Genomic DNA, 20,218 nt, shown 5'->3' with positions numbered 1-20,218 from the left:
TATTTCACAGAATTCATCGTCCGACTGTATGTATACACTTCGCCCCTATCAAGCTGACTCGGTAAAAGCCGTCATTCATTATTTTCGTCACAACAATACGCCAGCGGTTATCGTCCTGCCGACAGGTGCCGGTAAAAGCCTGGTGATTGCGGAACTGGCTCGTCTGGCCAAAGGCCGGGTATTAGTGCTTGCCCATGTCAAAGAGTTGGTTGAGCAAAACCACGCCAAATATGAAGGCTATGGCCAGAAGGGCGCTATATTTTCCGCCGGCCTGGGCCGTAAAGAAACCGATCAGCAGGTGGTGTTTGCGTCGGTCCAGTCTGTGGTGCGCAATCTGGATGCGTTTAAACATCAGTTTTCGTTGCTGGTGATTGATGAGTGTCACCGTGTCCCGGATGACAAAGACAGCAGTTATCAAAAAGTCATCACCCACTTACTCAGCCTCAATCCGGGTATGAAAGTGTTGGGACTGACCGCCACCCCTTACCGTTTAGGCATGGGCTGGATCTACCAGTATCACACCCGCGGCCTGGTGCGCAGTGAAGACGCGCGCTTTTTTCGCGACTGTATTTTTGAACTGCCGATCACTTATCTGCTCGATGTGGGATTCCTCACCCCGGCCAAATTGATTGACGCGCCGGTACTGAGTTACGACTTTTCTCAATTGAAGCCAGCGAATACCGGCCGCTATAAAGAGTCAGAACTGGATATGGTGATTGAGCAATCCAAACGGGCAACACCACAAATTGTGGGGCAAATCATTCACCTCGCCCAAGACAAACAAGGCGTGATGATATTTGCGGCGACCGTGCGTCACGCGCAGGAAATTCTCGCCTTACTGCCACAAGGACAGTCCGACATCGTGATTGGTGATACGCCCTCACCGGAACGTGACACCATTATTCAACGCTTTAAACTGCGTGAAGTAAAATTTCTGGTTAACGTGTCTGTCCTGACAACCGGTTTTGACGCTCCGCACGTTGACCTGATTGCGATCCTGCGTCCGACCGAGTCAGTCAGCCTTTATCAGCAAATCGTCGGGCGCGGACTGCGTCTGTCACCGGGTAAAACCGAATGTCTGGTATTAGACTATGCTGGCAACACTTACGATTTGTATCAGCCTGAGGTCGGCGATCCGAAACCGGATTCAGACAGTGAAATCATCACTATTCCCTGCCCGGCATGCGGCTTCAATAATAATTTCTGGGGTAAGCTCGACAGCAACGGCTTTCTGCTTGAACATTTTGGCCGCCGTTGCCAAGGCTACTTTACCGATGAAGAGACCGGCGAGCGGGAACATTGTGGCTACCGTTTCCGTGCCAAATATTGTGGCGAGTGCGGCGCTGATAATGACATCGCCGCACGCATCTGCCATGAGTGTGACGCGACCCTGGTTGATCCGGACAAAAAGCTTAAAGAAGCGCTCAATCTGAAAGATGCGCTGGTGTTCGAATGCCTGGAAATGGACTTATCAGTACTTAAAGACGACAAAGGCAAGTCCCAACTGAAAGTCACCTACCGCGGAGACAACAACGCCCAAGTGCATGAATTTTGGTCATTAAGTACCCCGAAACAAAAAGCAACCTTTAAACAGCGTTTTGTGCGTCCTCATCTGGCAGACAAACATCGTCCGTTTGACGAAGCATCGCCGGCCAAAGTGGTCAACAACCAGCATCGCTTCCGCCCGCCGCAGTTTGTCATCGCGCGCAAGTCCGGTCGTTTCTGGAAAATGCGCGATAAAATTTTTGAAGATGAACTGCGTTGAACGATAGCATCCAACGTCAATACCATGGATTTGTTGACATTGCACCAATATGCAACCAGATGTTAGCTTAACAAACAATTCAGCTTGGGTTCATTTTGTGCTTCGTATACTGAGCATCAAATCGTTAACCACAATCGGACGGAATCACATATGTTAAATCAAAGCTTAAAACTTCGTACTTGGATCACCCTGCTGGGCTGCCTGTCATTACCGGTTATGGCTCAGCAAAGTGCCGGTCATGAATTTCTGCAAGATGCAGAACGACATGGAGCGCGAGTCGAGATTGATGAAGACCAAGACAAAGTGTTTGCAGCTGTACAACAGGGCCGTATCCGCCCGTTCTCAGAATTATATGCGGCGATTGATGAACAGCTTTATGGCCGCGTGATTAAAGTCGAACTCGAAGAAGACGACAACGAATGGATCTACGAACTCAAACTGGTGCATGACAATAAAGTGATTGAGGTGGAATACAACGCCACCACCCTTGAGCTAATGTCTATTGAAGGACGTAACGTGCTTGAGTTTATCAAACGCTAACTCGGAATAAGATATGGCGTCCACCGGGCGCCTTATGCTGAATAAAAAATAACAAAGAGAAAATACATGAAAATTCTGGTTATCGAAGACGATACCCGCTTGGGCGAACAAATTATCGACGCCCTGGATCAGGCTGGCTGGGTCGCAGAGTTATCCCAAGACGGCGTCGATGCGCTGTATCGCGCCACTTCTGAGCCCTGGGATGCGATTGTTCTCGATTTGGGCCTGCCAAAACTCGATGGCCTGACAGTGCTTAAAGGCATCCGGGATGAGAACATCAACACACCGGTCGTTATTCTGAGTGCGCGTGACACGCTAACCCAACGGATTGACGGCCTGAATGCGGGCGCAGATGACTATCTCACCAAACCGTTTGAAGTTCTGGAGCTGATCGCGCGTTTGCGTGCCCAGTTACGCAGAGCATCCGGTAGTGCTTCACCGGTTTTGTCTTACGGCCAGCTCAGTCTGGACACTCGCACTTCCACGGTAACCTGGCAGGGCGCGCCGGTCAGCCTGACGGCTTTGGAATATAAAGTGATCGCCTATTTTCTGCACAACCCGGATAAGGTGATTTCACGAACCGAACTGGTTGAGCACATCTACAAGCAAGATTTTGATCGTGACTCCAATACCATAGAGGTGTTCATCGGTCGGATACGCAAAAAAGTCGCACCTGAAATCATCAAAACCGTGCGCGGCCTGGGATATCAGCTGAATGCCGAATAAGTCCTCGCCGCTCAGAAAACTCAGTCTGAAAACCCGCTTATTGCTTGCTGCAACCTTATGGCTAGGCGTGATGATTCTTGCGGCCGGTTATCTGATTCCAAGCCTTATCAAAGATTACCTGGTTGCCGATGCCGAGCAGCAGCTTACTCTCTCGATGGATGAAATCACGGCGAACCTCGGCGCCAATGACCGTGGCAGCCTGAGCCTTGGCATCCGCTTGTCAGATCCCCGTTTCTATCAGCCCTACAGCGGTCTGTACTGGACCGCCAAAGTCGGCAGCCAGGAGTTGCGCTCACGCTCTCTGTGGGACCGCTCGATGACCAAAGAAACCCATGCACTTAAAACCCGTTACTTTGGCGCCAAAGATGAACCCTTGATTGTGCTGTCGCGTACCATTTATCTGCGGGAATTCTCCAATCCAATTAACATTGTGGTCGGAGTGGATGAAGCGCCCATCATGGCGACCTTGAAACAGGTCGGAGGCCAATTGTGGGGCATCCTCGGTTTACTGTTTATCGGCGTGCTGATATTGATTGGAGCACAGATTTCCTGGTCGCTGTGGCCGCTGGCGAAAATGCAAAAAGAGCTGGTTGCATTGCGCAAAGGGCAACAATCGAGTCTGGATGAGAGTTACCCGAAAGAAATCGCTCCGCTGATCCGCGATCTCAATGCCCTGCTGTTTCACTACCAGGAACTGCTGGAACGCGCACGTCATCATGCAGGTAACCTGTCCCATGCTCTGAAAACCCCGCTGTCGGTACTGAAAAACGAAAGCGAACAACTGCCCCAGGATCAGCAAAACAAGCTGCAACCTTCTATTGATCAGATTCAATCTCAGATTGACTATCATCTCGGCCGGGCCCGAATGGCCGGCTCGGCCAATATTCTGGCAGCCAAAACCAACCCGAGTGAACGGGTTGACGCCATATCCATCGCGTTTGATAAAGTATACGCCGAACGTGAAATCATTTTGGTCAACGAATTGGATTCAGAACTCGAAGTCAGTGTCGAAAGCACCGACTTTGATGAAATGATGGGCAACATACTGGAAAATGGCTATAAGTGGGCATCATCCCTGATTAGAGTTTATAGCCGTACCCTTGATAAACAACGGGTGGAAATTACCGTTGAAGATGACGGCCCGGGCATCGATGAGGCTGATTTGCATCGTGCAACCAAACGTGGCGTACGCCTGGACGAAAGTGAACCAGGAACTGGACTCGGACTGAATATTGTCAGTGAAATGGCGCACAGTTATCAGGGCAAACTGACTTTATCACGCAGTAAACTGGGTGGACTGAAAGTCACACTGACCCTGAAACAGCCTACACCGTGACTCGGACTATCAGCATTGCCGCTGTCTGCGCCCAAACAGAGTCAACCAAGCTAGTTTTGAAAATCAATCAACCATACGCTTGCAAAACCAGCGAAAATCGGGCAAATCAGCATCATACAGCATCGAACCGAAAGAAATTCTATTGCTCACAAGCCGTTTGAATGCTAGTATCCGCGCTCGTTTTGATGCTAACTCTTCGTTGGTTTCAAAACTTTAACACAGCAACAAGGTCGCATTGTTGCTGTAACACTATCTATTTTTACTAATTTGAGAGTAAATACTATGAAATTTGAAGCAGTAGTACGTACTGAGCTAGGTAAAGGTGCGAGCCGCCGCCTACGTCACGCTGGTCAATTCCCTGCTATCGTTTACGGTGGTGAGGCTGCGCCAGTTTCTATCGCTCTGAACCACGATGACGTGATCAACCAGATGGATAAGCCTGAATTCTACGAAACTATCGTTCTAGTAATCGATGGTGCTGAAGTTAAGGTTAAACCACAAGACGTTCAACGTCACGCGTTCAAGCCAAAAGTTGAGCACATGGACTTCATCCGCATCTAATTCCTCACCAGGGAATTAGCCGGATTTAATCCAGCCTTTTGCATAAAGATTATCGGCCTTACCATCCGAAATATCTAAAAATTCGAAACCCCGATGCTACCAACATCGGGGTTTCACCGTTTTTAAAGCCTGAAAAATCCAACTTACCAATTAAGATCAAACACTTACAATACTTGACTAGTTTGTAGGTGTATTAAGGGTGTAGTTAGGGTGTAGTTATACAGTAGTTGGATCAGCATAGGTTTAGCGTCATTTTCTTCCTCCTACAACATCCCATTCTCCCCTTCTTTACCTCAACGTTTTTCCCTATTCACTTCATCAGTATCTCACTTATTCTTTCATTCTCTATTTGACTCATTCTCACTTTAAGATCAAAATAACTGTATATATGTACAGTTATTTTGATTGGTATGAAAGTTATCCCGATACATGCAAGCGCCGGCATTACCGGCTTTGAATCTCCTGCGGCAGAGTATACTCAGCTAGGAATGGACCTTGATGAACTCCTGGTTGAGCACCCAAGCGCAACGTTTATTGGTCAGGCATTTGGCGAGTCGATGCAGGGCATCGGGATTTTTGACGGCGACTTGCTGATTGTCGATCGCCATGTGACTGTACAAAACCAGGATGTGATCGTCGCGAACTACAACGGTGAGTTTGTTTGCAAGATGATAGATATGTCTCGTCGGCTGCTTGTATCAGCCAATGACGCGATGCCGCCTGTTTATATCGGCAGCCAGGATACGTTCTCAATTGAAGGTGTGGTGATCCGGTCTATACGCTGCCATCGTCCGAGTTATCTGCTCGCTTCCCGGAGCCGGTGATGTTTGCATTAGTTGATGCCAATTCTTTTTACTGCAGCGCCGAACAGGTATTCCGCCCGGACTGGCGCGGTAAGCCCGTTATTGTTCTATCAAATAATGACGGTTGCGTAGTTGCGGCCAACCGCCAGGCTAAGGAATCCGGCGTTGAGAAGTTCAAACCCTACTTTCAGGTAAAAGCTTTGTGCGAGCTGAAAGGCGTAATTGCTCTGTCATCCAATTATGAGCTGTATGCCGATTTGTCGGCAAAGATGATGGAAGTGATTGGACGTTTCGCACCGGAGCAGCACATCTATTCGATTGATGAGTCTTTCCTCTCCTTCCATCATTGCTTTCCAGCCATTACTGATATGCGCGAACATTGTACCTTACTCAGGCGTACAGTATGGAAAGAGTGCCGGCTGCCTGTTTGTGTCGGCATGGGAGCCACCCTGACTCTGGCTAAAATAGCCAATCATGCCGCGAAAAAGATTCCCGGGTACCAGGGCGTTTGTGTCATCGATAACGAACCGGCACGCGTTGATATTCTGAAGCAGCTTGATGCGGCGGATGTCTGGGGGATTGGCCGGCGTATCTCAGAACGCCTTAAGCATATGGGGATCAACAGCGCTTATGATTTGGCACAATACGCACCTCAGCAGGCTCGCCGGGATTTTTCCGTTGAAGTTGAGAGAACGGTGCGTGAGCTAAACGGTTTACCTTGCAAAGGTTGGGATACCGCCCGGGCCGATAAGAAGCAGATATACTCAACCCGCAGTGTCGGTGAGCGCATCACTGATATTGGATCATTACAGCAGGCATTAAGCAAACATGCCGGCATTGCTGCACATAAAGCGCGTAAGCAGCACTCTCTTTGCCGTGTCATGTTGTGCTTTGCGTCTAGCTCTCCGTTTGATGATCAGCCCGCCAGTTTTCGTAGTGTTCATCACTTTCCCTACCCTACTTCTGATTCCACGCAGTTAGTGAAAATAGCATCAGAAGCAGCCAGTCAGCTGTTTAAGCCTGGTGTGCGTTATTACAAAATCGGAGTGGGTTTGATTGAATTAGTGGATGGCCGGCATGAGCAGTTGGACCTTCTGAATTCAAACCCGGGCAACGATAAGCTGATGAAAGTGTTCGATGCCCTGAATGGCCAATATGGTACCGATACACTGTTTCTTGGTGCACAAGGAATTAATCAGAAATGGCATATGCGGAGAGATATGCTCACCCCGCAATACACAACAAAATGGCGCGACGTGCCGGTGATTAAGTGTTGATAAACTCACATTTTAATAAATACGATTTTTCAAAATCCGTTTTCGAAATTCATTATATCCATATAACATGCAGGGGGGACTCCTTCAGCACCACTATTTATCCAATCTCTATATTGAATATAACTACAATACCTAACAATAGTTGGTGTTTTAGTAGTTCCTAAAAATAAAGGATTGTAACTATAAAAGCCTACTCTTTCTTGAGTATGCTTAATTTTTTCATACCCTTTACTATTGTAATAATCAGATACATATTTTAACAATTGATCCTCTTCTGTGCTAACGTGACCAACTTGTATATGAAATCCATGGGCGCTAAGTATAGGGATGTATAGGCTACACCAGTTTTCTATCTGAGAGAGACTCGTTTGTAATACTGAGCAAGCTCCAACAAGCACATCAACAGTTAAATTTGACTGGCCATTTTCTATTTTGGTCCAGGCACTAGGTGTTTTACCTATACGCTCAGCAATAGCTCCTTGATGAACCCCTTTTTCTAACCTTATGTCCTTTAAAATCATAAGTATGACGCTTGAGTAATTGGCGTATTTATATTCAATCTCTTGTTCCATTTAATGTACCTACTTTAATTTTTTCGTGAGAAACCTGACTGGACGCGACAAACAATAACATATGAGCGATAAATCTAGAATAGTAATGTTCCAGTTTTCACTACAACCTCACAAAATGGAACTTAAAATGCAAGTAAATGCATAGCAGAGATAATGTAAATCTGGAGGAGAGTTACATGGAAAGAAATGCGTTTGATACTAGACTCGGACTAGGAAAGGAATTTCTAAAGTAATTGCTGGTATTACTAATGTTGCACTAACAGTTTTTGCAGGCGGAATTTAGATTGTTAGTAGTTTGAAGTGTATAGTTTTGGCCAATTTTCTCAGCTTTAAACTGACCTGTATCCTCTCAAAATCGAAAAAAAACCTCACGGGTTTCCCCATGAGGTCATACAGATCTTGTATAAAACCTTCAGTTGGCTAGGTAGTGCCTATACAAAGACACTTTCAGAAGAAATATGAAAATATCACTATTGAGACTCTTGTTCAATTATTACAGATCAATAAGTTAGCATTAAGTCAGCGCTATGTTATTTATTAAGCGATGAGTCACAGTAATTATTGCTTTTAAGGATAATCAACTCATTTAAAATCATTAAGCCCATTGAACCAGAATATTTTCCGGCTCAACGGCCAGGTGTTCCAAACCAACAGGCTCTTTGAAGCGCAGGTTTACATGATACCCCGGCAGAGCTGCCATTTCCGGATAGTCGTTCCCATCAGAATCTTTCAGGGTAACACCGGTCTCTTTGTAGAGCTTGCCTATCAGAATCATTGAGTGATTATGGCTGGATGTGATGATTTCTCCGTCTGATACCAGCCCCGCATCCGCGCAAGCTAAGAAGAATTCGTTGTAACTTTCGGTTCTTAAATACAAAGGTAAATAGTTCATTGAGCACCACCTAGAGACTTGTGTTCCGCTTCAGATAGCAACCGGAAAAAGAACTTAATATTCTTGATGTGAGAATTCAAATGCCAGGTTCCAGACGAAGCACCGATACGCAGAACCCCATCAAACGGCATTGTTATCTTACCCACATAAACGTCACCGATACTATTCTTAACCCCATTTACATATAGGCATGCCGTGTAAGAATCAGCGTTGTACTGTACCGAAAGAGTGTTAACTCCATTTGGTATATAAGCAGGGTTATTAAATATTGAGCCAAGATTTGTGTCGCCGGATGCGTTGCCTCCAGATCTAAAAACAAATGAATTGGACGCAGTTGCCACCAAGCCGATAAAGTTACCTATCGTTGAGGCATTACCCACAGAAAGTACCGTGCGATTTGAGTCTCCAAGATCTTGCGCTAAGTCTGTCTCGCAGGCAAAACACCATGACTGACCAGTCACTGGTAAGTTACCTTCAACCGGAAATGTCACAACATCGGATGAGGTCGTGACTGGATTATCTTCCGTTTTTACATAAGGAAGTAAAGTGCATGAGGAACCTATGACCACTTGCCAACCGACGGTTTTCATGTATCGGCTAGGGTCGCCTGTGTAAAGCGTCGAGCCATTTCTAACCATAAGTAATCGCAGGCGAATCTGTGTTGATGGGGACTGCAATTCATGGCTGATATTGACGCGATACCAACCATTGTTCAACGGGGTAATATTGAACCCCTCACCAGAAGTAACTATCGGTTCGCCTTGTTCATCAAACGCGATGTTAACTTTTGAATTGTCGATCGTGTTGTCCCAGTTGTAGATGAAAAATGAAAAAAACTCATTTGATTTTCCATACCACTGTTCTTGGTCAACCTTGATATGCCAGACCCCCGAAATTTTTTCACCTGCAGGAAGATCGGTGACAACTACCCTCGATTGGACATAATGGCTCGTATCCCCGGTTGTTTCAGCGACAAGATAACTATCAGAATCTAGTGGAGTGTCTGCATCTGGTGTCAACGTGACGTTGGATATTGTATACGCTGATTCTTGGTCTTGGCTTCTGATTAAACTATTCGTGAAGTTTTTAAAGATTCCAATACCTTTACTGCTAATGCCTGGTTTATCAATTTCAAGTGACTTATAGACACCGTTTTTATTAATGACCTGTCGCCCACTCGCCCGGCTAAATTCCACCGATTTGGTCGGCAGTTCTACCATCACCGAACCATCCTGAGCCGATGATACGTCGATTTTGTCGTGCGTACCGTAGCCACGGACAATTTGCAGACTATCGTTAAACGGGATATACACATCCGGTTGTGTCAGCGCGACCTGAGCGCCAACCAGGCTGACCATCTCATCGGTCACCGCCTGTACGGCATCCGTTTTTTCCTGGACGTCCTGGTCCATCTGTTTGGCCGAGCGCACCTGGTGCTCTGCGCCATCCTGGCCTTTAAAGGTCACTGACCCGCTTTGCTGGGTCCACCATGCTTCCATGGCTGCAAAATTGCCTTGCGTGGTCTGAGTAAACTGGCGCATCGTAGCGGCGGCGTTATCAAAGTCGCCAAAAGTGGGCATCACTGCGGCCATGGCCCCATTCTGCGCAGAGTTTTCCCAGTTGCTGGCAATGGTCAGGCTGTTTGCGTACACACCAACAATTTCAACCGGCTGAAAGCCTGCCAAAATCAACGCATCACCAACGCGCACCTTAGCGGTCGACAGATTATTGTTGACGGTCACGACATCGCTGCCGTTGGCCACTGATACATTTAGTTGGATCCAACTCATAAACTTGTGTCCTTAAAAAGAAAAACCCAGCCGGAGCTGGGTTTGAATAGGGTGATTTGATTAGTAAAAAGCTGAGCCTTTACGGAACAACTGAGCGATCGTGTCGGTTTGTGCATTAATGTAAGAGAAGAAACCAGATTGACCAATATCAGCATAAACCTGGATGGTCACATTAAATTCCTCGCCTGGTTCATAGTCTTTACTGGCCGTTGGTGACACGAACTCCCCAGGGTCCAACTCAAGATTGTATCTAAACTTACTCGTGGTTCTCGAACCTTCAACGCCATCAAAAACGACCCGACAGTAATACGTCGTTACGGCTCCCCCTGATGTAGAATATGGCCTTGTCATTCTGTAAGACAAAGAGAACGGCAACACAGCCAGGGTCACTGTACTGTTTTGGTTATTTCTGCCAGAAAAGCTACCAATCGTTATCCATCTCCGGCGATCCCAAGTGGTTTCATACTCAGTCTTAGACGTTGTTACTTTGGTCGCTGACACTAGATCACCGACGATCTGATTTGCCGTCAGTTTGCCCAGAATGTCGCAGTTACTCCCTATTGTCAGATTATCCAAGTGACCGCCGGCGACCGAATACAGGTTGCCGTTGCCCTGAACCGCGAACACGACATTACCGGATGAATTAACCACCTCAATCACGTTGTAACCGGCATTGGCCACGCTGCGGATAAACACCCGATAGCCACCGGCTGACCCGATTTCCACCTTGTCGATAAAGGAACCGTCTTTGGCCGTAACCGTACCGGAAAAATCACCGGTGCCGCCGGTCAGAACCGGGGTCAGGATTTCCGTTCCGGCCACGAAACGGTCACCCGTTACCGTGCCGGTCGTAATCTGATCGCCGTGAATAATCATGGTCGGCGTCGACCATGCCGATCCGGTCCAGCGTTTCATGGATGAGGCTGTACCCGCCGCGTTGCGGTAGGTCAGGTGCGCATCCTTTTCTGGCTGGCGACCGTAGGTCGACACAAAGTCATTGGTTGCCGTTGCATCATCCGGGAACGCACCATTTCGCAGCGTGAGCGTGTATGAACCGGCACCGACTTGCGCTTGAATTGACGAGGCGTTTTTCAACTCCACGCCATCGCCAAGCAACAAACGGCCACGCAAGACTAATTCCCTAAGCTCTGCATCCAACTGCATCAGCGGAACAAAGTTTTCATCCTGCATTACCCCAACACGAAGATAATCAGCGATGATGTCCAGTGCAGATTGCTCACCGTCATTGGTGTTCACCATGCCGCTGACCCGGCCGTTCACATCGGTAGTCAAGCCACCTTTGGCCACAGCCTTGCCATCATCATCCACAAACGCCTCAGCGTGATAGGACACTTGCGCTTGCTGATCATCGAGACGAGCAGTTAATTGCTGTGTCGCGCTGGCCAGTGCCTGGGCGGAATCACTGACGACTTGAGACACCGCATTGATGCGCGCCTGGCTTTCGTCGTCCAGCTGACTTTCCAGATTGCTCTGCAGCGTCGCCATGGACTGGTTCAGGTCACTCAGTACCTGAGACACCGCACTGATGCGCGCCTGGCTCTCATCGTCCAGCTGACTTTCCATATTACTCTGCAACGTCGCCATCGACTGGTTCAGGTCGCTCAGTACCTGTGACACCGCATTGATACGCGCCTGACTTTCGTCATCAATCTGAGCGCTCAGCGTTTCGTTAGACTCCGCAATCGCCTGCTCGTTATCAGCGGTCACTTTATCCAAACGGGTCAGTTGCGCCTGCTGGGCATTTCGCGCCGCGAACAACTCCAGCAAAGATTGAGCCTGACTGGCCAGTTCGGTGCTCAGTGTCGTCAGACGTTGATTGGCGTAAGACAATGAAATGTCCTGACCGCTAATCTTCTCCTCTTGTCGATGGCTGTCGAACGCCGCCAAAAGCGCATCGCGGCCCGCATCGGTCGGCAACTGGTTCTCAACGTTGGCAATCTGAGACACCAGCATCTGCTCCGAATCCGCTCTGGCCTGATTCGTATCTGACACCACTTTAGAAATGTCTTGGACACGCGCCTGACTCTCTTCGTCCAACTGACTTTCCAGATTGCTCTGCAGCGTCGCCATCGACTGATTCAAGTCGCTCAGTACCTGAGACACGGCATTGATACGCGCCTGACTCTCTTCATCCAGCTGACTTTCCAGATTACTCTGCAGCGTCGCCATCGACTGATTCAAGTCGCTCAGCACCTGTGACACCGCGCTAATGCGCGCCTGACTTTCCTCATCCAGCTGACTTTCCAGATTGCTCTGCAGCGTCGCCATCGACTGATTCAGGTCGCTAAGTACCTGAGATACCGCACTGATGCGCGCTTGACTCTCATCATCCAGCTGACTTTCCAGATTACTCTGCAGCGTCGCCATCGACTGATTCAGATCACTCAGCACCTGAGATACGGCGCTAATGCGCGCCTGGCTCTCATCGTCCAGCTGACTTTCCAGATTACTCTGCAGCGTCGCCATGGACTGATTCAGGTCACTCAGCACCTGCGACACGGCGCTAATACGTGCCTGACTTTCCTCATCCAGCTGGCTTTCCAGATTGCTCTGCAGCGTCGCCATGGACTGATTCAAGTCGCTCAGCACCTGAGATACGGCATTGATGCGCGCCTGGCTCTCGTCGTCCAGCTGACTTTCCAGATTGCTCTGCAGCGTCGCCATCGACTGGTTCAGGTCACTCAGCACCTGAGATACAGCCTTGATGCGCGCCTGGCTCTCGTCCTCAATCTGCGCGGTCAGCGTTTGGTTAGACTCGGCAATCGCCTGTTCGTTATCAGCGGTCGCTTTGTCCAGCCGAATAATGCTAGCCTGCTGGGCATCTCTCGCTGCAAACAGCTGCATCAGTGACTGAGCCTGGCTGGCCAGTTCCGTGCTGTGAGCATTGACTTTCTGCTGTGCATAAGACAAAGACACTTTTTCTGTCTCAAACTCGCCAGTGCTCAAAAAGTCATTAAAACTCGCCAGCATGGCTTGATAACCACGGTCGCGGTCACCGGTCGCATTATCAACATTGGTGATACTGACGACGGTCTGATCAATCTCTGCATCTATAGCATCAATTTTCTGCTGCGCCGCCTGCAGTTGCTCTGCCTGCTTGGCCATCTGCTCATCAGTGCCGCCCGATTTTCCGTTGTAAGCCACCACCAGGTCGGTGATATGCGCGTCAGCGCCATCAATCCAACTTTGTGCAGAGTTGGCTTTATCTACGGTGCCATTGTCAGACAGTTTCTGCAGTGTAGCTGTGACGCCATACGTGCTGTTCCAGGCATCGATTTGAGCGCGCACATCCGATTGTTTGAGCGCGTTCTCGTTCCAGAAATCCTGAGTGATGTACACGCCCCAGCGCGCGTTCTCGGCATCCAGCTCTTGCTCAGCCTGCGTAACCCGATAAGACAGGTCTTGCAGTTGCAGCTCTGACGCTGACGGCTTACCAATTTCGATGCTGGCGATTTCCGCGTCCATGACCAGGCGAATGCTGGTAATGGTACCGGTCCAGCCATCAGCCTCTGACAGCGACACGATGATGGTTTCAAACTCGCCGGACACGCCGGGCGCGGGAATGGCCACATTCTGATTGCCACCGTTCCAGGACAGGGTGCCACCGGCATCAGATTTCAGACGCAAGCGCAGCGCTGAGTTTTCATCGCCGTCAAACGACAAATCATCACGCGAGAAAACAGTGCCGGTGATGGTGCCGCCCACATTCCAGGTGACGTTTGGCCACCCCTCTTCGGTGGTGTTGAACTGCCACGAGTATGCAGGCGTGATTGCGGCCATGGCCCCAGAAATCGCCTCACTCACTTCGGAGTAAGAGGCTTTTTGTGTTATCGCGCTGGCATTGAGCTGAATCGCCGCCTCCGCCGACACCAGGCGATCACCGGTTTCCGTTTCGACCCGGCTGATGTCTTGTGTCGCCAGCAGGATTTGTGCGGCCACGCCATCGATACGCAGCGATGCTTCACTGTAACGGGTATCCGTGTACTGGTAGGCCCGGTTGATGATGAGGCCAGTTTCAGGATCTCGGTACACCACGGCATCGGTGAGCGTTTCACCCTCCAGTAACCTCCGTTCATGCTCCTGCATAAACGTGTGCATCTGAACCGCCGCATCAAAGGCACTGCGTGCGCCATCTTCGCTACTGCGAGTCAGCGCCTGCAGCTGCATGTCTTTGCGCTGCAGGTCCAGTTTGACGCCATCCACATCACCAGTGATGTTTTGAATCGCCTGTGTGGCCGCGACCCGGTTCACTTCCGTGACGTCTTTAAGCTCCACCACGGACGTTTCCACATCACCAATCATCTCCGTCAACGTGATTTCGTTGGCTTTGATGGTCTGGTTCAGTTCACTGAGTGACTCATCCAGTGAATCAAAATAGGCGTTGAGATTATCGTCCAGGATCTCACGGGTCAGATTGCCGGCCAAAATATCCAGCAGCACCGAGGCGTCATTGGTGGTTGCAGCGGATACCTGGACAAACTCACTCTGACCCACGGCGTTAACTGCGCGGACACGAAATGAATAAAGGGTTTCCGGTTGCAGACCCTCAATTTGCCAGGCCACGCCCGTACCGCGTAATTCGTCGTTAAACCAAAACTCGTACTCGGTCCCAAACGCCAGTGTGGTCGATTTGGGGCGCAGGATGATGTAGGTATTCCCAGCGTCCACCTGCACTTCAAACGGGGCGTCCGGGGCGACCATGTCGATGCTCAACACCGACCAGCCAGATACCGCAATCGCGCCGACCGTTCTGACGGCAAGCTCATAGCGACCGCTCAGAAATACTGGAATAGAAACGTATTTGGTTCGGGTTCTCTGACGCCAGATTTCCTCACCATCGGCCAAGACGATGACATCATAGCCGTCGGTGTAGCCACCGGCGCTGTTCCATGCCAGAACGCCGGATACACCCGGTAGGTCTGACACTAAAAAAGAAAGGTCGCTCGGAGGAGCGACCTTATTTGGATTAGGCAGTTCAGTGTCCGGATAATCCGGCTTCGGTGGCTTTTGGTGCCACAAGTAATGACTGTCCTGATACTCGACCAGTTTTAACTTGGTCTCTTTTTCCTTGTAGCTGATTTCCCGGACGGAAAAGGGCTTCGCTGTCCAGCCTCTCGACTGAGACGCCACGGTAACCACATCCATTTCTTCCACCTGCCAGCCAATGAATGACTGCACCGACAAGTTCAGAGTGGTTGAGTCCCGGCTGGCTCTCGCCAGCACCTCGGCATACTGCATGGCATGCTCAAAGGTATCGATACCCGACACCGTTTCTTCTTTGGTTAGATCAACACCATTGTCTTCGTCTAACCATTGAAGATGGAGTGCACTGTTTTTCTCAGGGAACGTGACTTCATCCGTTTTCCACTTCAAATCCTTGTTAGGAAAGCGAATAGTCACCGAGTTGTAGCGCTGGTTGATATTAACGGACGCCGAAGACATACCGCCGGTCAGCATATCTTCACTGACGTGCATGACCGGATCTTTGGCTCGGTCAATTTCGAGCTTCAGACCAAACTGCCCCTCAATCAAATAACCGCGACAGGTTTGCAGGATGTCTTCCACGTTCTCCTGCAATTTTTTCTCGGTATCAATGACCATATTACAGGTCATCAATCGCTGCCCTTCATAGGTGTTATTGCAATACGAACGCATGAGTTCGTTATGCTCAGCATCCCAGTCGACATCCCAGCCACAGCCATAGTCTGCATTGAACAGGTAGTCGTAGAGTGCTTCAACGGGGTTGGATGAGCGCGCTGTTATCGTCGCCTTAAACTCCGGACGGCCTTGAGGATAACGCTTGTATTCGTCATCCATGCGTAATTTTAGATAAGTAACCGCCAGGCCACGAAAGTCCATGCCGGACATATCATCCGGGGCTTCATTACGAAACCACGCAGGCATAGTCTGATCATCACTGCCGTAGCAATGCTCCAATCTTTGGTCCCCTGGCGTCGTAGACACGCCGAAGGTTGAATACGATAAATCATCAAACGTAAAATCCGAAATACTGGTGACCGGACCCACGGTCCAAACCAGAATCGCATAGTACACTTCATTATCCGGATCGCCGGATACGTCTTTAACCCCTTGGTACACGATAACCGGCGGCACTTGTCTTGTGCCGTAAATCACCGGAATCGCTTTATCAATGCCAAAACGGTTCACGGCCAGGCCGCCGCGCTCCTGGTCCGGCATTTTCATCCGCTTAGCCATAGCAATGCTATAGGCAGCAGTTGCAATAGAGACAACTAAGGCAATAATCTCAAACACTATTTCGCTCCTGCTTTCCCTGCCCAATACACAGTATTTGAGGCCATGGCCGCATATTTCATCGCTTCATCTTCGGAATGACGTTTTTTATGGGAATGTGGGGATGTTCGCCAGGTGTTCGTCCGTTCAAACTGAGACCACCGGCTGGCGGCAGTAAGCTGAACCTGCGCGTCAGCATCGTCGTCCGATTTGCCAACTACCGTTCCGGACCACACTCGTTCAACGAACAATACTTCACCGGTGGTTTGGCTCAGGTATGCACGTTCCACTCGAACTTCGCGCTTAAAAACATCGGTCCCCAGGATAGTGGCGACAATCGCAGGGTCCGCCATGCTGAACCCGAATTTGACTTCTGACACACGCATTTCAGCGGTCCGGTTGAGTGAATCTAACCCCTGAAACGATCCGGATGCCTGATAGACCGAGCCACCATATTCAATGTCATGGCCAGCGCTGGTAAACGTCAGCTCATTTTCAAGCGAAAACTTGAGTAAGTAGGCGTACGTCACCAGACGGCTTTCAAGCATGGCCACGATGTTTTGAGGGTAACTTTTCATAGAAACTCGATGAAATCTAACTTGGCATAAGAGATAAAAGGGGTTCCGGCTTTCAAGTCATAAGACTGCGGCTTAGAACCGGGCTTTTTGATCAGAGTGAACTCTGCACCGCTGCCGTTCACCACCGTACCGGCAGGAATGCGTTTCTTAATCGGGCAGTTCACTTTCACCACTCCGGCCCCGGTCTGGTTCGTGGTGACATCAGCCATGACTCGATACACTTTGGTTTGATTGGCCAGTGTGATGAGATCCCCCGCTTTTAACCACACCACATCTGGCGGTGCGTTATAAACCGAAAACTCAAAGGCACCCGGCGCGGTTTCCTGTGCAATGGCATTCCCACCCACCCCACGGATTTTGCTGATAATCGGTGGTTTCCAGGTGAATGCGACGGCGGGCCGCATGCTTTCTACCATGGTCCAAAACTCCATGTGTTCATCTTGGCTCTTCAGTTTTCGGCTGGTGTACTCAAGTTCAAACCGATGACCCGGGATGTCTAATACTTCCACGTGGAGGTTGGGGCTTTCATTGCTTTCTGACGGGTAATTAGATTTAAGCTGGAGGTCTTTGCAATACTTGGATAAATCCACTTATAGGGTCTCCCCTCGGTCTCGTTTCACCGCCGCCACCGCGTTATACACATCCTCACGATGATCCATGATCATCTGCTGCATTTCACGAGAGCCGAGCGCGGTATAGGTGAAATATTGGTTGATAGGCTGACTGTCTGAGGATGGCGCCGATGACATTGAACTGCTGATTGACGGATTGCCCACCTCATGAAAGGACGGTCTGTCATGAAGAGACATAATGCGCTCATACATGCTGTCGATCTGGTTGGCAGATTCATTGGTATAAACCCGTTCACCTTTATTCAGTAACCAGGTACCTTCGGCCGGAATTTCAGAAATACCGCTGTGGGCCATACCAGCAAGACCTTGCCCCATGATCATCCCGGCGCTGACTGCGGCCAAACCACGAATTGCGGTAGCCTGACCCATACCTGCGACCGGACCTAAACCGATAGGTGGTGGTGCAAGAGCGGCTGTCGCAGCAACTTCACCTTGCTGATAAACAGTCAAAGCAGCCATGGTTTTCTGAGCCAAAAAAGCGGCTTTTTGTAACGCCGACCCTTCTTTTGCTGTTGAAGCAATAATGCCAAGAGCCTGAGTCGCGACCTGCATCTTCATTTGAAGAACTTGCTTCTCCATGCGATCTTCTGTCGCCGCTCTGACTTCAGCTTCTCTTTTTGCCTTCTCGGTTTTCGCTTCTTCCTTGGCAGCATAAGCATCCAGTTCACGTTGCATCGCTTCTTCCTGGCGCTCGGTAAACTCCTGTTGCTGCTGCTCGTAAAAGTCGTTTTCCCGGTCGCGATACTCATCCCGCAGCGCTTCCATCGAGTCATATCCCCGACGGCGAATTTCTGCTTCAGAAACATTCAGCTTCTCGATTTCCTCCAGACGATCGGCATGAGCCAGCGTGAGCTTTTCACGCTCTGAGGCGTATTGATTGTCGAGTGAGGAGAGGATGCTTGCGCTGGCTTTCTGCTGCTTGGCCACTTCATCACTGTTACCACTGCCGCTGCTGGTGCCTGTATCAGTTCGAAGGCCAGGTTGAGGCGTGTCGTAGTTCATCCCGAAGCGCAGCGTGTTGTATTTCTTCTGCAGTCGGTCAATTTCCTGCTGACCCTTTTCAATGCTTTCATTGACCAGACTCAGGTCAGTGTTAATGTTAGCCAGTTCATTTTTGCTTTGACCAAACGGGTTAATACTCGGCAGGCTCTGACGATCCACACCGCGATACTTCTCAAACTCCTGAGTGAGTTTTTCCCGCGCAGCCTGGTCTTCTTTCAGCTGAGAACGCAAATCTGACAGTCGGCTGACTAATCCTGATTCCGTGCGAGGGGTGTCCGCCATGCTGTCAAACAGCGTCCCCCAGTAATCCACTGCCGTGGTTAACTTGTCCGTAAACCAGTCAATCTGATCACTGGAGCCAAGTACCGCATTGGCAAAAGAGCGCTGGATCTTCATGCCCACTTCATTGAGCTTTTGGTCCATGTCTTTGAACTTCTGAATGTCGAATTCCGACATGGCAACGTTCAAATCATCGTAACGGTCCGTCAACTCATAGAGCTTCTTGCCGTTATTTTCCAACAGGGGCATTAAACTGGACGCTTCATCAGCGATTTGTTCCAGGTAAGTGATCTGCTCCTTCATCGGAACGTTGGCTTCATCCATCGCGTTTTTTACCGCGACCAACACTTCTGGGCTGGAAAGCTTGCTCAGCTTATCTGCCGTCAAGCCGACTTTCTGCGCAACATTGTCAAAAAAGTCCTGAAATTCACCTCCATCGTTAGCCGTGAAATCACCCAACTTATCGTTGGTATCTTTCAGGATTTCCGCCATTTTATCGCCACTGATGTTGTACTGCTCAGAGGCATAACCTAACGCCTGAATCTGCTCGACGGAAACCTGAGCCACACCGGCCATGCGCTCAATTTCACGGGCTTGATCTGCCGTTTTGCTGATCATCATCGTGGTTGCGGTGGCCAGAGAACCCAGCCCGGCTGAAATAACCCCGGTTGCTTTGAGCGCCGTTGAACGTAAATCCTGAAAACTCTGACTGGCGGTGTCTAACTTCTTAACAAAGCCAGCGGTCGAATCATTGGCCGCTTCGGCTTCTTGCGCATAGCCACGCAGCATCTTTTTGGCGTAATCAATATCGCGATTAAACTGCGCATTTTCCGTGTTAAATCGGATATTAAAATCAGCTACTTGGGCACTCAAAACGCACTCCTCCGGCAGCGGCCGCCATGGCCATCAGCTGCTCTTCGTCAGGTTCATCGGTTTTTATCGGTTCTGGGTTAGGCAGGAAGTCACGATAGGAAAGAGGTGTATTTCTCTTGATGCCTGCAGCCATTTCCGTGACATTCCAGTTAAATGCACAAGCTGAGGCGAACCGCCAGTTATCCATTTCATGGGTAAATCCATGCTGTAAGAAATGGTCTTGCCACTCAACCACCATTTCTCCGCTGATGGAGTCCAGCGCACGACGCCAGCACAGCAGCTTGAATTCACGCGCCAGACTTTGAGCAAAGGTTCTTTC

15 protein-coding genes are annotated in these 20,218 nt (G+C 49.5%); 7 read left to right on the top strand and 8 right to left on the bottom strand.

The annotated features are described in order from the left end of the window. The first annotated feature begins 28 nt into the window (after positions 1 to 28). The 7 genes from E6C74_RS10320 to E6C74_RS10290 all read left to right on the top strand — a co-directional run bounded on the left by E6C74_RS10320 (position 29) and on the right by E6C74_RS10290 (position 7,008). Positions 29 to 1,765 carry a DEAD/DEAH box helicase gene (locus E6C74_RS10320; protein ID WP_136484773.1) on the top strand — a complete coding sequence of 579 codons (1,737 nt, stop codon included), beginning with the start codon at positions 29 to 31 and terminating at the stop codon, positions 1,763 to 1,765. 216 nt (positions 1,766 to 1,981) lie between these two features. Continuing rightward, positions 1,982 to 2,305 carry a PepSY domain-containing protein gene (locus tag E6C74_RS10315; protein WP_240798173.1) on the top strand — a complete coding sequence of 108 codons (324 nt, stop codon included), beginning with the start codon at positions 1,982 to 1,984 and terminating at the stop codon, positions 2,303 to 2,305. 66 nt (positions 2,306 to 2,371) lie between these two features. After that, entirely contained in the window at positions 2,372 to 3,031 is a 660-nt protein-coding gene (locus tag E6C74_RS10310) for a response regulator transcription factor (RefSeq protein WP_136484769.1), read from the top strand. Continuing rightward, positions 3,021 to 4,367, top strand: a complete 1,347-nt coding sequence (locus tag E6C74_RS10305; RefSeq protein ID WP_136484767.1) for an ATP-binding protein — start codon at positions 3,021 to 3,023, stop codon at positions 4,365 to 4,367. Before E6C74_RS10310 ends, E6C74_RS10305 begins: the two co-directional genes overlap by 11 nt. 282 nt (positions 4,368 to 4,649) lie before the next feature. Continuing rightward, positions 4,650 to 4,928 carry a 50S ribosomal protein L25 gene (gene rplY, locus E6C74_RS10300; RefSeq protein ID WP_136484765.1) on the top strand — a complete coding sequence of 93 codons (279 nt, stop codon included), beginning with the start codon at positions 4,650 to 4,652 and terminating at the stop codon, positions 4,926 to 4,928. Positions 4,929 to 5,338: 410 nt separating this feature from the next. Next, the gene (umuD, locus tag E6C74_RS10295; protein ID WP_136484763.1) at positions 5,339 to 5,752 is read left to right on the top strand and encodes a translesion error-prone DNA polymerase V autoproteolytic subunit; all 414 of its coding nucleotides are present in this window, start codon (positions 5,339 to 5,341) and stop codon (positions 5,750 to 5,752) included. Beyond that, the gene (locus tag E6C74_RS10290; protein ID WP_136484761.1) at positions 5,752 to 7,008 is read left to right on the top strand and encodes a Y-family DNA polymerase; all 1,257 of its coding nucleotides are present in this window, start codon (positions 5,752 to 5,754) and stop codon (positions 7,006 to 7,008) included. The genes umuD and E6C74_RS10290 overlap by 1 nt, the downstream gene beginning before the upstream one ends. Positions 7,009 to 7,037: 29 nt before the next feature. On the opposite strand, the gene E6C74_RS10285 is transcribed toward E6C74_RS10290, so the two are convergent. The 8 genes from E6C74_RS10285 to E6C74_RS10250 form a co-directional block, all read right to left on the bottom strand. Next, positions 7,038 to 7,580 (bottom strand): helix-turn-helix transcriptional regulator, encoded by a 543-nt coding sequence (locus E6C74_RS10285; RefSeq protein WP_136484759.1) that lies wholly within the window; start codon positions 7,578 to 7,580, stop codon positions 7,038 to 7,040. A gap of 595 nt (positions 7,581 to 8,175) precedes the next feature. Beyond that, the gene (locus E6C74_RS10280; RefSeq protein ID WP_136484757.1) at positions 8,176 to 8,472 is read right to left on the bottom strand and encodes a hypothetical protein; all 297 of its coding nucleotides are present in this window, start codon (positions 8,470 to 8,472) and stop codon (positions 8,176 to 8,178) included. After that, the gene (locus tag E6C74_RS10275; RefSeq protein ID WP_136484755.1) at positions 8,469 to 10,262 is read right to left on the bottom strand and encodes a hypothetical protein; all 1,794 of its coding nucleotides are present in this window, start codon (positions 10,260 to 10,262) and stop codon (positions 8,469 to 8,471) included. Before E6C74_RS10275 ends, E6C74_RS10280 begins: the two co-directional genes overlap by 4 nt. A 60-nt stretch (positions 10,263 to 10,322) precedes the next feature. After that, positions 10,323 to 16,556 (bottom strand): hypothetical protein, encoded by a 6,234-nt coding sequence (locus E6C74_RS10270; RefSeq protein WP_136484753.1) that lies wholly within the window; start codon positions 16,554 to 16,556, stop codon positions 10,323 to 10,325. Then, positions 16,556 to 17,113: a DUF2163 domain-containing protein gene (locus E6C74_RS10265; RefSeq protein WP_136484751.1), complete on the bottom strand. Its 558-nt coding sequence runs from the start codon at positions 17,111 to 17,113 to the stop codon at positions 16,556 to 16,558. Before E6C74_RS10265 ends, E6C74_RS10270 begins: the two co-directional genes overlap by 1 nt. Then, positions 17,110 to 17,703, bottom strand: a complete 594-nt coding sequence (locus tag E6C74_RS10260) for a hypothetical protein (RefSeq protein WP_136484749.1) — start codon at positions 17,701 to 17,703, stop codon at positions 17,110 to 17,112. Before E6C74_RS10260 ends, E6C74_RS10265 begins: the two co-directional genes overlap by 4 nt. Further along, complete coding sequence (locus E6C74_RS10255) at positions 17,704 to 19,899, bottom strand: hypothetical protein (RefSeq protein ID WP_136484746.1); 2,196 nt, start codon at positions 19,897 to 19,899, stop codon at positions 17,704 to 17,706. After that, complete coding sequence (locus E6C74_RS10250; RefSeq protein ID WP_240798169.1) at positions 19,880 to 20,137, bottom strand: phage tail protein; 258 nt, start codon at positions 20,135 to 20,137, stop codon at positions 19,880 to 19,882. Before E6C74_RS10250 ends, E6C74_RS10255 begins: the two co-directional genes overlap by 20 nt. Between the last annotated feature and the right edge of the window lie 81 nt (positions 20,138 to 20,218).

Origin of the sequence: Vibrio sp. H11, from assembly GCF_004804295.1 — a bacterium.
Lineage (GTDB): Bacteria > Pseudomonadota > Gammaproteobacteria > Enterobacterales > Vibrionaceae > Vibrio > Vibrio ostreae.
This window is presented reverse-complemented; position numbering and strand designations above follow the sequence as displayed.